This is a genomic window from Streptomyces sp. NPDC014656 (genome assembly GCF_043084305.1).
In the GTDB taxonomy this organism is placed as follows: domain Bacteria; phylum Actinomycetota; class Actinomycetes; order Streptomycetales; family Streptomycetaceae; genus Streptomyces.
Map to the genome: position 1 here is coordinate 507539 of NZ_JBIBZN010000005.1, position 12819 is coordinate 520357.

Annotated in this window: 11 protein-coding genes and 3 pseudogenes; 4 read left to right on the top strand and 10 right to left on the bottom strand. The window is 70.2% G+C overall.

Annotated features, from left to right (window positions below; translation table 11 throughout):
* Window positions 1–3 precede the first annotated feature (3 nt).
* The 8 genes and pseudogenes from ACF1ED_RS15675 to ACF1ED_RS15710 all read right to left on the bottom strand — a co-directional run.
* Entirely contained in the window at window positions 4–186 is a 183-nt protein-coding gene (locus ACF1ED_RS15675; protein ID WP_391760592.1) for a hypothetical protein, read from the bottom strand.
* Window positions 187–304: 118 nt separating this feature from the next.
* A complete protein-coding gene (locus tag ACF1ED_RS15680) occupies window positions 305–694 on the bottom strand; it encodes a hypothetical protein (RefSeq protein ID WP_391760593.1) in 390 nt (129 codons plus the stop codon).
* Between the two features lie 81 nt (window positions 695–775).
* Window positions 776–1257 (bottom strand): annotated as a pseudogene (locus ACF1ED_RS15685) (transposase); the annotation flags it as partial.
* Between the two features lie 42 nt (window positions 1258–1299).
* Window positions 1300–1530 (bottom strand): e9imm peptide, encoded by a 231-nt coding sequence (locus ACF1ED_RS15690; protein WP_391760595.1) that lies wholly within the window; start codon window positions 1528–1530, stop codon window positions 1300–1302.
* A 532-nt stretch (window positions 1531–2062) separates the two neighbouring features.
* Entirely contained in the window at window positions 2063–3088 is a 1026-nt protein-coding gene (locus ACF1ED_RS15695) for a hypothetical protein (protein WP_391760597.1), read from the bottom strand.
* A gap of 262 nt (window positions 3089–3350) precedes the next feature.
* Window positions 3351–3491, bottom strand: a pseudogene (locus ACF1ED_RS15700) (ATP-binding protein); the annotation flags it as partial.
* A gap of 66 nt (window positions 3492–3557) precedes the next feature.
* Window positions 3558–3794, bottom strand: coding sequence for a hypothetical protein (locus tag ACF1ED_RS15705; RefSeq protein ID WP_391760599.1), 237 nt, complete (start codon window positions 3792–3794; stop codon window positions 3558–3560).
* 1435 nt (window positions 3795–5229) lie between these two features.
* Window positions 5230–6003: pseudogene (locus ACF1ED_RS15710) on the bottom strand (hypothetical protein); the annotation flags it as partial.
* A 390-nt stretch (window positions 6004–6393) separates the two neighbouring features.
* On the opposite strand from ACF1ED_RS15710, the gene ACF1ED_RS15715 reads away from it, so the two are divergent.
* A complete protein-coding gene (locus ACF1ED_RS15715; RefSeq protein WP_391760601.1) occupies window positions 6394–7647 on the top strand; it encodes a serine hydrolase domain-containing protein in 1254 nt (417 codons plus the stop codon).
* A gap of 351 nt (window positions 7648–7998) precedes the next feature.
* Here ACF1ED_RS15715 and ACF1ED_RS15720 read toward each other — a convergent pair whose 3' ends face one another.
* Window positions 7999–8298 carry a transposase gene (locus ACF1ED_RS15720; RefSeq protein WP_391760603.1) on the bottom strand — a complete coding sequence of 100 codons (300 nt, stop codon included), beginning with the start codon at window positions 8296–8298 and terminating at the stop codon, window positions 7999–8001.
* Window positions 8299–8516: 218 nt separating this feature from the next.
* Window positions 8517–10232 (bottom strand): FG-GAP-like repeat-containing protein, encoded by a 1716-nt coding sequence (locus tag ACF1ED_RS15725; RefSeq protein ID WP_391760605.1) that lies wholly within the window; start codon window positions 10230–10232, stop codon window positions 8517–8519.
* 518 nt (window positions 10233–10750) lie between these two features.
* Here ACF1ED_RS15725 and ACF1ED_RS15730 point away from each other — a divergent pair.
* The 3 genes from ACF1ED_RS15730 (at window position 10751) to ACF1ED_RS15740 (ending at window position 12671) form a co-directional block, all read left to right on the top strand.
* Window positions 10751–11383, top strand: a complete 633-nt coding sequence (locus tag ACF1ED_RS15730; RefSeq protein WP_391760607.1) for an NADPH-dependent F420 reductase — start codon at window positions 10751–10753, stop codon at window positions 11381–11383.
* A 486-nt stretch (window positions 11384–11869) separates the two neighbouring features.
* Window positions 11870–12469, top strand: a complete 600-nt coding sequence (locus ACF1ED_RS15735) for a hypothetical protein (protein WP_391760744.1) — start codon at window positions 11870–11872, stop codon at window positions 12467–12469.
* Window positions 12444–12671: a hypothetical protein gene (locus ACF1ED_RS15740; RefSeq protein ID WP_391760608.1), complete on the top strand. Its 228-nt coding sequence runs from the start codon at window positions 12444–12446 to the stop codon at window positions 12669–12671. Before ACF1ED_RS15735 ends, ACF1ED_RS15740 begins: the two co-directional genes overlap by 26 nt.
* Window positions 12672–12819 lie beyond the last annotated feature (148 nt).

Here is a 12819-nt window from a genome sequence, read left to right on the forward strand (position 1 = left end):
TGGTCACAGCCGTTCGTCGATGGCCGCTACGAGGACCACGGCCCCGTAGCGGACCCGCGCCTTGTCGTAGCGCGCGGCCACGGCCCGGTGCCTCTTGAGCCGGTTGATGCCGCACTCGACCGCGTGGCGCCCCCGGTGGCCGGCCGGGTCGAACGCGGAAGGCCGACCGCCCCGGGATCCTCGCATCCTGCGGTTGTGGGCCCGGTCGGCTTTGCCGGGGACGGTGCAGTGGATGCCACGCCCCCGCAGGCAGGCACGGTCGCCACGGGACGCATACGCCTTGTCCGCCCGTACCCGCCGGGGCCTACCGGGCCGGGCGAGGAACCCGTACACACTTCAGGTCCGTCGCATCCGGGTAGTGGCGACGAAGCTCGCTGAGTACGCGCTCGTCGACAGCCTTGACGTCCCAGAAGGAACTGTCCACTTCGGTCAGGACGACGACCAGCACGTCCTCAACGAACCCACACGCCTCAGCGTCGATCAGCTGGATGCCAGGCGCCGTCAGCGAAAGCAACGTCGACGTGTCCATCCCGCCTCCCACGGAACGGCCCTCCAGTTCCGCGGTGAGGTCCCACGTCTCGTCGCACTCCACACGCCAACGCAGTCCCAGGCCGAAGCTGCCGAGCCGGACCAGCAGCTCAGCGAGCGTCACATAGTGCTTTCCCTGCCAGGCAGGGAAGGTGATCCCCTTCATCCCCGCCTCAGCTTCAGCTGTATACCGCGACAAGCGATCCCCCTCGTCCGGCACCACACACTAGGCCACAGAAGAGACACTTCACCTGACCCATCGGACAGGCCCTGAGAGGTCCTGACGAAGGCGTGGGACGTGTCGGTGGGTGATGAGGGCAGGCGGCGAGACCGGGGAGGGCCTCGTGGGTGTCGTCGCGTCGTTCCCATCGGACGCGTAGGCGCCGGAAGCCGTGCGGCCATGCGATGGTCCGCTCGACGACCCAGCGGTGGATGCCGAAGCCGAAGCCGAAGCTGAAGCCGTGGCCGGCCAGGCCGGCCACGGGCGGGATCTTCGCGAGCAGGGGCATCAACTGGGTGACGTCGTCGCGGTTTCCGCCGGTCAGCGACACCGCGAGCGGGATGCCCTGTCCGTCGGCGAGGACGTGGTGCTTGCTGCCCGGACGTGCTCGGTTGACCGGGCTGGGTCCGCTTCTGGCCCGCGTCGGGCGGCCCGGACGTGGGGCTGGAGTCGATCACCACCCGGGACCAGTCGAGCTGCTCGGCCGCCCCCAGCTTCGAGACCGCAACCGCAGCAGCCCCGTCATCCGGCTCCGCACCTGAGCACGTGTGTCACCACGCGATCGCCCGATAGGCCAATGCCTGATCGACCACCTCATCGGCAGAAAGCTCTTGTTCTGACGGCCAGAAGATCAGACCGCTGACATGGCCCGATGGACAGGCCAGGGCTCGGTCAAGCCTGTCCAGCCACCCGTCCACCTCGTCCTCGGACGCATAGTCCGCATCCATGATCCGCCGCACGAGCACGACCGCTTCAGTCCGGCTCATCTCCACGGCACCCATCACAGCCTCCCTGGGCGCCAGCCTAACCAGCAGCATGATCGGCCGGACAAAAGTCCTAAGCGGCGCGGGCTCAGCCCCGCGAACGGGGTTGTCCAGGGCGGCTCCGATGCCGTGATCACACTCCTCACATCATGATCATCACTCAGGCCGGCCCAGTACCGAGGCCATCCCACAGTTACGCCGATCAGGGCGGTCCACAGCGCGTCAAGACACGGGAGAACCGTGACCGACCACTGCTGTTCCTCGACACGGACGGGCCGCTCAACCCTTACGCGGCCAAGTCGGAGAGGCGTCCCGACTGCCACACCACACTCCGGGGCCCCGAAACGACGTCCGTCGGGACGACAGTGACCTCTCGCCCCGACGACCCCCGCGGGCCTGGCTCAACCTGGGGCGATGCGTCGCGGTCGTGCCAGGGATGGCCGGCTCCTTCTCGGATGACGGGCCGCGGGTAGGCACTCCGCGTCTCGCGGCCATCCGGCGTCACGGCATGCCCGCGCCGTGACGCCCCGGCTTCCGCACTGCGGACGGGCTACGTCATCAACTCGATGTGCGGATGCTCGGGCTCCGCCGGGCAGACGAACAGGTGCTGCCGGTAGCCGCTGCCTATCTGGACTCCGGTCGCGTTGTAGCCGCGGTGGCCGGGGTACGGTCCAGCACCCGGGTGGGGGTGCGGAGACCAGCTGTTCCCGGCGTCGTCCCCTTCCTCGAACGTGGCGACGGTCATCAGGACCTCCATGCGGGTGCCGCACTCGGAGCAGGGCTGCGGGCTGGGGTCGGTGGAGTTCCAAGCGGGCCAGCCGCCGACCTTCCAGCCGGGTGCGTTGGACAGCACACAGTCGTAGTACGTGTCCGGTTCCATGTCTTCCTCTGCTGCCTGCGGCACACTCCACCGCTTGAGCTGCTCCCGCAGTTCTTCGCTCAGCTCCAGATGGTCGGGGTACTCGGTGATCTGCTCCGGTTCGAGCACGCACGGTTCCGGCAGATAGCCGTCGAACTGCACCGCGGGTGGCTCGGGGGGCGTCTCGAGAACGTCGGTGACGGCGGCTGCAGAACGCCAGAAGAGCAAGGTCCTGGGCATGATCGGGTGATCGAAAGGGCACCACAGAACCTGCAGCAGGTCCTTGCCCTCCGGCGGGCTCAGATCGGGCACATCCCATACGTAGAGCTGCGCGACGGGCAGCATCGCTATGGGGCCGTCGAACGACTGGACCGCCAACCTCACCGGATACGTCTGAGGGGGCCGGAGCCGTTCGAGAGTCGCCCGTTCCGCCGGAGTCAGGTCCCGGCCGTGCGAGGCGGCGAGGATCCGTCGTTCCAGCCGCAGATCCGTCGGGGACTGGGCCGGGTTGATGCCGTCCACCACATGCGGTTCCCGGCAGTGCGGCCACGGCTCCTCGGCGGGCCACAGCAGCGGCCCGCCGATCGAGCTGTCGTGCCGCGTCGGCGCCCCGGGGCGGGGGTGCAGGCGGGTCGCCGTGCGGGCCAGCGGAGCCAGTTGGGGAAAGACCGCGGCAACGTCGATCGGCCGTGGCGGAGTGACAGGAGTGACATTCATGGCCGCGATTTTGCCCATCGCCTCTGACAAAGGCCCTCGTGGCCGCCTCACGAAGAGTTCCGGCACGGGCGCCGGCCGGGAGAGCCCCACCGCCGGCCCGTTGCCGGCAGATGGCCCGCGAGCAGGTCCACGAACGCCGCGTGGATGTCCGCCCACGCGTTCGGTTCGTCGCCACGACCACCTGGACAGGGACGACCTTGACGCGTTCATTCCGTCCGGACCGCTTTCCCTCCAGTTGCGTATGGATGAACGGCCCCAACTGTCAGGCCGCAGCGTTCTTTTGCTCGATGGCCTTGAGGCGGTTCGTGAGCCGGTAGCCGGGGCCGTTGAAGGGGAGCACTTCGCAGTGGCGGAGGAGCCGGGCGAGGATGGCGGTGGCGAGAACCTGGGCGTCGAAGACCTGGTTCCATTCGCTTGTGTGGTCGCCCGAGCGGTGGGCGTGGGCGTGGGTGTGGAGGTGGGGGCGGGGTTACGGCCTGCCGTAGAGGCCGGCGGCCTTGCCGAGGACCTGGATGGCGACCTGAAGTTCTTCGGCCGGGACGTCGGCCATCGCCTGACGCCACCGCTGACGCCATCGCTCTCGGGCTTCTTCGGTACGCTCGCGTCCGCGGTCGGTCAGGACGACCTGGATCGCCCGGCAGTCGACGGCACTGCGTTCGCACCGGATAATCCCTCTTGCTTCCAGAGGGTTCAGGAGGCCGGCCATGGTGGCCGGGGTCGCGTCCGCGTACTCGGAGAGTTGGCGGGCGGCGACCTGCCCCTCTTCGGCCGGCCGGTCCTGGGCCCGCAGCTGGGTGCCGGACAGGCTGTCGCCTGCTCGCCTGCTCGCCTGCTCGCCTGCTCATGGCCGCGCTTGCGCCGGAAGACGGCGAAGAGATCGGCACCGCCCGCTCCGGCTGTTCCACCTCGCGCGTCATATCGGCCGCACGTTCCCGCGCGGCCGCCACGGCGATGGGCGAGGAAGGGGCCGCGGACCCGGCCCCGCCCGGACACCTGTCCCAGTACGTCCTTCTGTCCCGGGAGGGGGCCGGCCTGCTCTTCTACGCTCAGCGGACCGGGAACGAAGCCCATCAGGCCTGAGCGCGGCCCACCGCGACGACTCGGTCAGCCGTGTGGACACCCTCGTCCCCGGCATCGAACGCCCCGGACCCCACCGCACCCGCCTCGAAAGCGGCCTCGTCCATGATCCGGACCACCCCCCGAAGTGTGCACCGTGACCCCAACGGCTACACAGGCCACGGGCGCCGCGCTCGCTCCGCCCCGGGCTCCTCCCCGCCCACGTCCAGCTGACGCCCGACCGGCAGCACGCGCATCTCGTCCACGAATGGACCGACGCCACTTCCGCCGGCCACCGCACCGGACGTCTCCGGCCTCCGGCCCGCGCACCGGGCCGAGAACATCGCCCTCACCGTCGTCGCCGAGCACTTCGGTGACTGGCCGGAGGCGATCTCCTGCACCGAACGCGGCACACGCCGCGACGACTACCTCTCAGACGCCAACCGGAACCGGCTCACCGGGGCCCGACCGTTCCGGGTCACGGCCTTCGACCTCGGTGCGGGAAACCGGTGACGAGTTCAGCGAGTTCAGCAAGCTGGAGACGGCCCTGGGGCAGCGGTGCGGACCGCCCTTCTTGAAGGCCCGCGGCTGGTAACGACCGTGAGGGCGCGGTGGCCTGCGGTGACGGACATGGACCGCCAGGTGCGTGACGACGGCGGCCGGGAAAAGGAAACCGGCGATCCATGACGTGCGCAGTGTGATGTCGGCCAAGGACGTGGCCGTCTTCCGGACGTGACACCCAGAACCTCACGGCAGGAGGTCTGTGGGGGATGTCCCGGTTCCTGGTCGCTTGGGCCACTGGGTCGCTGGATCGCTGGATCGCTGTTTCGTCAGGCGTCGAGGGGCGGCACCGACACTCTTGCTCCGCCTTGCTCCGCCTTGCTCCGCGGCACATCTGCGCGGTTCCCGGCTCGTCGTCGTCTTCCCGGTTTCGGTCGCCGCTTCCGCATCCTGAACCATCAGTTCCGGAGTGGGCCGGCCACTTTGGAGATCATGCCGTGGGAGTTCTTGGAGACCATTTCCTTCGGCAGGTCCGGGGGAGCGGATGAGGGCGAGGCGGCGGCGGGGACGGTCGCGCTCGTGCGGCCGGTGGGAGCGTTCCGGATCGCCTCACCTGCCTGGGCGAGGGCTTGCTGTCTGATGTCGCCGAACAGTTGCATCGTGGTGGCGGCCAGGACGTCGTCCCTGCCGATGGTCCGCCTGTCCCCACCGCGGACGGACAGGGCGCGGAGGGAATCGTCGAGGGGCGGGGGCGTGACCGGTTCGCCCGGCATCACCAGGGTGACCGAGCCGAAGCGTTTCACCCCGCCCTCGCGGACGACCATGGCCGCGTCCCGGGCGAGGTCCGTCATGAACGCGCTCGCGATGCCGTCCAGGTCACGGACCATCGCGGGGACGGCCGTCACCCCCTGGCTCACCAGCAGCTTCTTGATTCCGGCCTCGAACCTGTGGGCGCCGACCACGGCACTCGGTCTGCGCGACCTGCTGCGCCGAGGAGGAACCACCACGGCGCCGTCGGCGTCGCGTACGACACCGGTCAGGCCCTTGAACGTCGGGCTGTGCTGGTACCACGTGGCGCCCACCTCCACCTCGACGTTCCGGTCGATCGCCGAGATGAGGTCCCCGGGTATCAGCTTCTTACGGGCCTCCTCCGCCGCCGCTCTCCTCGCGCCGTCGATGATCTCCGCCAGCACTGTCCGCGTCACCGACGCGGCGGCCCACGCGGCCGACCGCGAGACGTGCATCGGGGTCACGTCCCTGAACACCGCTTTGACGAGAGAAGGCTTGAACGGCGATGCATCCCCGCGCGAAACGGTCTCGGGACTGCTGCGCTCAGGGCGTGCGGGCTGTGCGGTCATCAGAAGGAACGCTCCCTGCTGTCGGAGTATCAGACACCTCCACTTCACCACGCGGATCCGCCCTCCTCCCACCCTCCGCCGAAGTTTCGACTTCACCGGATGGCTGTGCCGGGGGAGGGGGCGGGCGTTTTGTCTGTTGTGGTGAAAGTGGTTCAGGCGAGGGCCGGCGCACGGATGCGGAATGCCCCGGCCCGTGGCACCGGCAGCGCCCGCCGACCGGCAATGTCCGCCGACCGGCAGCGCCCGCCGACCGGCAGCTGTTCCGCGTGCTGGGGAGCACGAGGCCCGGGGGGTACCGCGGACATATCGATAAACGCGTACGCCGCCGCAACAGCCGTCCGTCTTGGATAGAGGCACGGTCGGTTCGTCGATCAGGAAAGGACCGTGATCGTGGATTCGGATTCCGTAGGTGGTATCGACCGGCGGAGGCTGCTGGGGTGGGGCGGGCTGACGGCCGCGGGGATGGCGGCGGCGGGCGCGTCGCCGGCGGGCGCGCAGCCCGCCCGCGCCGGTGCGGCTCCGGCCGGCTCCGGCATCCCGCCGGACACCCGGCCCGGCGGAGCTTACGACCGGTACGTGGCGAAGCTGGCCGCCCAGGGCAGGTTCTCCGGCGTGGTGTTGCTGTCGCACCGGGGCCGGACGGTGCTGTCGCGCAGCTACGGCATGGCCGACAAGGAGAACGGCATCCCCAACGGCGAGCACACCGCGTTCAGCCTCAGCTCGGCGGGCAAGCCGTTCCACGCGGTGGCCATCCTGCAGCTGGCGCAGCGGGGCCGGCTGCGGCTGTCGGACACGGTGGGCACCCACCTGACGGGTTACGCCGAGGAGATCGCCGAGCAGGTCACCATCCACCATCTGCTCACCGGCACCTCCGGGATGAGAACCCCGGACGAGGACGTGCAGCGCGTCTTCCAGAGCCGTGACGAGGTGCACGAGTTCTACGAGCGGTGGGCCCGGCAGGCGACGTCGGAGACCCCTCCCGGCACACCCAGCGGCCATTCCGGTGCCGAGGTCGCCATTCCCGCGCAGATCATCGAGGCCGTGACCGGCCAGACCTACTGGGACTACGTCCAGGAGAACATCTTCGATCTCTGCGGCATGACCGGTTCGGGGTTCTACACCAGGCCGCAGTGGCTCACCGACCAGCACATCGCGCACCCGTACATGGCGCTGGCCGATGGCAGCCACGTGGACGCGGTCCGCCACCTGGACGTGGGCAGCCCGGACCCGTATGTACGGGGCAAGAACCCGGGCCGCGCCTACATCGACGCCCCTGGGGACGGCGGCTTCGTCACCGCGCCGGATCTGGTCCGGTTCGCGCGTGCGCTGGGCGACGGCACGGTGCTGGACCGGCACTACGCCGAACTGTTCACCGGACCCAAGATCCCCCTCGTCCCAGAGGGGGGCGGCCTGACCCGCCGGGCAGTCCCCGCCGACGCGTCGTTCGGGGCCTACCAGATGCCGGTCAGCCTCGTCAGCGGCCAGTGGGTGTGGAGCCGCGCCGGTGCCAACCCCGGCGTCGGCGCCAGCTGGACCGTCTATCCCGACACCGGCTGGGCAGGCGTCATCCTCACCAACCGCGACGGCGCGCCGCTGTGGGAGATCATCGAGCAGGAGACCCGGGCCGTCACCGGCTCGGGCTGATGCGGGGCCACCGCACCGCAAGGCCTTCGCTAGCATGACGGCCCCAGCCGACGAGGCCGGCTGCGGCCGGTGCTGCGAGGAGGACGCGGGCGAGGGGACGAGTCCGACGGCCTTCCGTAGCGACTCTGCCGCACGCACCGGCCCGCCTCGATGTGGTCGGACAAGCCGCTCGGCGGCAGTGATGCGAGGACGGCCAGGGTTTCGTCGACGTAGCGCCAGGCCGTCGTGGGCGAGACGCCGTACGCGACCGCGAGCCCGCCGCGCGGCTCCTTTCGGAGGCCCGCCTTTCTTCTTCACCGTCCCAGCACAGCGCGGCGCGCTGGTGGACCAGGCAGACCGTGGAGTCGACGTTCACGTCCCCGGTGAACAGGCCTTTGGCGTTCGCTTCGGCCTGGAGCTGAGTGAGGGGGCGGCGGGGGCCCAGGCCACGGCCCGCTGCCGACGCCGGAGAAGGCCGTACGCCCGGCCCCAAGGCCCATGGAGTTCCGGCACGTCCCGCCAGGGAGCACCGGTCCGGGCCCGCCACCGTATGCCGTCTATGAACTGCCGCCGCAGCCAAACCCGCGGACCGCCCGGCTTGGGGCCCTGCGGCGGCAACGGCGCCAGCCTGGCTCGCTGGCCGTTCGACAGATCCTCACGTGCCACACCCACAGGACGTGATCACCGACGGACGAGATCCACTTTCACGACAGACCCTGGGCGGCGGCGGAAGGCCCGGTGCGGGGGGGCCTTCACCGACCCGAGTCCGCCGGCTGCCGCGATGTCGGGCAGGGTGAGAGCGGACTCCTCCGACAGCCGGCGGGCCGCCTCCGCAAGGTGTTCACCATGGCGCTTACCAAGGGTTGCCCCCCCCCGGGCCGGATCCAGCCTCATGAGAGGGATTCGACGTAGCCCCAGCCGCCGCTGCCCACCTGGACGGGAGCAGCCCAGCCGGAGGTGGTGGCGGCGCGGAAGAAGAGGTCGCCGCCCTGCTGGGTCTGGGGGTCGTACGAGGTGGTGACCCACAGGTCGGCGAGGCCGTCCCTGTTGCCGTCGCCGAGCGAGACGGCCAGTGGGCGCTGCGCCGCGGGCCAGGTGTCGCCGGCGAGTTCGGTGCCCGTGGCCGACAGCGCCGAGGCGCCGTTGCTGCGGTACTGCAGCACCTTGCCCGTGGTCCGTTCCCGGGCCCATAGGTCGGCACGGTTCAGTCCGTCCAGCTCGCCGCCTGCCTTGCCCGTGTCGCCGGGAACGAGGACGTCGAGGTCACCGCCGTACGCCCATTCCGCGCCCCCGATCGCCAGCGCCGCGTGCGGCAGGGACGGGCCGGTGGCCGGGTCCGCTCCGCGGTGCAGCCACAGGCCGGTGCCGCCCTGGACGACGAGGTCGGGGCGGCCGTCCCCGCTGACGTCACCCACGGCACGGGGCGCGGTGCCGGTCCAGCGGCCCTCACGGTTGGGGAAGGTGACCGGGGCGCCGAGGCTGCCGCCTCCGAGGTTCGGGTACACGTACAGCTCGGGACCGATCCGGGCCAGGACGTCCTCGCGGCCGTCACCGGTCCAGTCACCGCGATGGCTGACCACCGCTCCCGCGAAGCCCGTGGTGGCGAGCACCTGGGCGGAGCCGAACCCGCCGTCGTCCCTGCCCGGGTAGAGCCGGAGCGCACCGTCCTTGCGGACGGCCAGCAGGTCGGGGCGGCCGTCACCCGTGAGGTCACCGGGAACGGGCTTGCGGGGGAAGGCCAGAGCACGCAGCAGCGCGTGGTCCTTCACCCTGGCGAGCTGGGGGTCCTCCACGGTCGCGGACAGCGTGTGGAAGTCCTCGGTGCTGAAGAAGGCGTGGTCGAGTTTGGCCGTGTAGCCGTCCGGCGCCACCCACGCGGCGGTCGGCTCGTCGTCGATCGCGTCCGCCTCGGCCAGCGGGCCGGTGACGGGTGTGCCGGCCGGGAGCGCCGGGCTGAGGTCGGTCGGCTCGCGGTTGAAGTCCCCGGCCACGATCACCGACGCCCCGCCGGCGTTCGCCGAGATGTGGTCGCGCAGCTCGTGCATGTCGCCCGCGGCCGTGCTCTTGGACAGGTGCACGCTGCAGGCGAACGTATGACGGCCGCGAACCGGCCCCTTCGCGCAGACCGCGAGCCGCTCATCGTCGACCGTCACCTTGACGGAGCTGCCCTGGATCTGCTCCGGGGTGGCCGAGCGGAAGAAGACCGCCTGGCCGATGGCGGTATCCGTGCCCCAGGCGCCACACCCACCGTATGTCTGGCGGCTGGCGAAGTACCCCGCGTAGCCCGCGAGCTTCGGCAGCAACGCGTCGTACTGGCCCTTGCACAGTTCCTGAAGCATGATCACATCGGTGCCGGTCAGCCCGGCCCTGCCGACGGCGTCCGCCGCCCATTCGGCGGCCCGCAGGTCCGGGGCCTGGGGCGTGTCGGCCAGTGGACTCCGGCAAGGGTTCTCCGTCCCGTTCCATCCCCCGCACACGTTGTACGAGACCAGGCTGACGGGCGTATCCGCACCATCAGCCGCAGCCGCCGGACCGGCCGTCCCACCGAACAACGACAGTGCCAGGCCCGCCCCAGCCGCCAAAGCGGCCCATCGTGGTCGTCTCATGCGTCCCCACCCTTCGAAAGGAAGATCGAATGCTCGGTCACCTTAGTCAACTCGTGCATGACGGAGAGTGGAACGTCGGACTCCGGGTGGCTCATCGCGAGCGGACGGCGGGAAGGGCGACTCCCGCAACGATCACCAGCGATCATCGGTGACCATCGGCAATCACCGAATCACGGACCTGCCGACCGGCGTGATCAACGAACTCATCGCCGGGGAGGACCCGTTCCTCGCCTGGGTCATCGGCCAGGCACGGATGAACTGCTTCGAACACCGGGGTGCCGTGACCGGACGATTTCGCTGGGGGCGGGCTCCGGAAAGGCGGTCCGCCGAACGTGCCGCCGCCGTCCTCGTGTCTCCGGTGTCTCCAGTGTCGGCGATGGCGATGAGGGTGGCGATGGCCGTGGCTCCGTCAGACCAGCCCGTACACACGGGGGCCTGGAGGACTACGTCTTAGGTGTGGGGCCGGACGGGACCATGGCCTGATCCGGCGGGGACGCGGGCGGGGATAGCTTCGCCGTATGCGTATCGGACTGCTTGGTACTGGAAACGTCGCCCGTGCACTGGCCCACGGCTGGAAGGAGGCGGGGCACGACGTCCTTCTCGGGTCGCGGCGGCCGAAGGAGCGGACGGACCTCGGTCTTCCCGTGGCCGGCTTGGAGGAGACGGTCGCTCACGCGGAGGTGCTCGTCAACGCGACCCCTGGCAACGTCTCCGTGGAGCTGCTGCGTTCCATCGGCGCGGAGGCCCTGGCCGACACTCTTCTCGTCGACGTCGGGGTCGGTCTCTCCGAGGACTACACCCAGCTCTCCCATCCCAACAGCAGCCTGGGCGAAAAGATCCAGGCGGCCTTCCCCCGGACCCCCGTCGTCAAGACGCTGTGCACCATGGACGCCACCGCGATGATCGCGCCGGACGAACTCGACGGCCCGAGCACCGTCTTCCTCTCCGGCGACGACCCCGAAGCCAAGCGGACCACCGGGCGGCTGCTCGCCGACCTCGGCTGGCCGGCCTCGTCCCAGCTGGACATCGGCGACATCACCACCGCCCGGGGCCAGGAACACTTCGCCTTCCTCTTCATGGGCATCGCGGGCGGCCTGGGCGCCCACACCTTCAACATCAAGGTGGTGCCCCGGAAGACCTCGGCGGATTGATCGACGGGATCAGGCAGATATCTGCCCCCCCCGCACCCGCAGGACGGCCCCTTGACCGGCTGACCCGGCACTTCCCGGGTCGGCCGCTTCCCGCGCTTGGGGGACTACGCCGAGGAGACCTCGTCGACCGACTACCATCCCGCTCTCTCCACCCACCGCACGGTGCCCCCGCCCCCCACCAGGAGGGTCCGGCCCTTGCTCCCGCCACTTCCGCCTTACGCCAGCCGGCTAAGCGCTCGCCGGTGCGTACGGCGGCGGCGGGAGCCACGCGCGCCGTCAAGGTTGGGCGGGAGCCTTCAGGGGAGCCTGCGTCCTGCGGACCGTCGACTGATGCGGGTCCCCTGTGGTGCAAGCGGCCGTTGTCCGCGAGCCGGAGAAACTTCAGGGACGGAGTCGATGCACGGTCGAACGACGAGTGACGAGTGACAAGTGCCGGTGGCGACGCACTGGGGCCGCTCCGTCGCCGTGGTCGATTCGGGTCGGCTGGTGGGCATTGAGCCCCGAGGCGATGACCACACGCCGTCGCCTATCGGCCCCGGCATGGTGACGGCCGTTGAAGACAGCACGTGCGTGTTGCGTCCCGTGCTGCGCAAGGGGTGGCTGAACGGTTTGCCGCACGCCGATGACACGGCCAGGGGCATGGACGCTTGCGTGGAGGTGAGTCGGGACGACGTGCTCACGCTGGTGAGCGGGGACCTGCGCCGGGCGCGTTCACAGCACGGGGACCGTGCGGTGTTCGGTGGCTCCTGCGGTCGGGCGAGTGCGGGTGGATTCCACAACGCGCAGGGCCGGCTCCAGCGGTTCCTGGTGCTGGGAGGGGGCCACACCGACTCTCGCGGCACGTACAGCACTGCGGCGTTGGAGGTCATTCTTCCGCATGTGATCGGCGGGGCTCCGTGGAGCTACCAGTCCGGATGCCGATGTGGGACGAGATCGCCGAGAGCTGGTGGCGGCGTTTGGAGGGCCGCCCCCGAAGAACAGCCGGGTCAACCCTGGCGGACGGGCCAGGCATCAGACGCGGGACCTGCAGCGAAAGTGCCGGGAGGCCGGGGTGCGGTTCGTGAACGTCAGCCCTCTCCGCAGTGACACCGCCGGCTTCCCCGACGCCGAATGGCTGCCCGTCGTCCCCAACACCGACACCGCCGCGATGCTCGACACCACCGCGATGCTCGGCATCGCACACACGATGCTGGTCAACGGTTGGCACGACGAGGATTTCCTCACCCGCCGCTGCGTGGAGTTCGACCGTTTCGCCCCTACCCGACCCCCTCCCCGACCGTCTATCTGACCGGAGACCTGGGCGGCCCCGTCATCGGAACGCGCTCGGCGGGAGCCGGCTGGCTCGCCGTTGGAGAGGTCAGCTACCAGCCGCTGGAACGAGCCGCGGAGAACTTCATGTTCCAGACGCTCCAGATGTTCCAGATGATCTCGAAGCG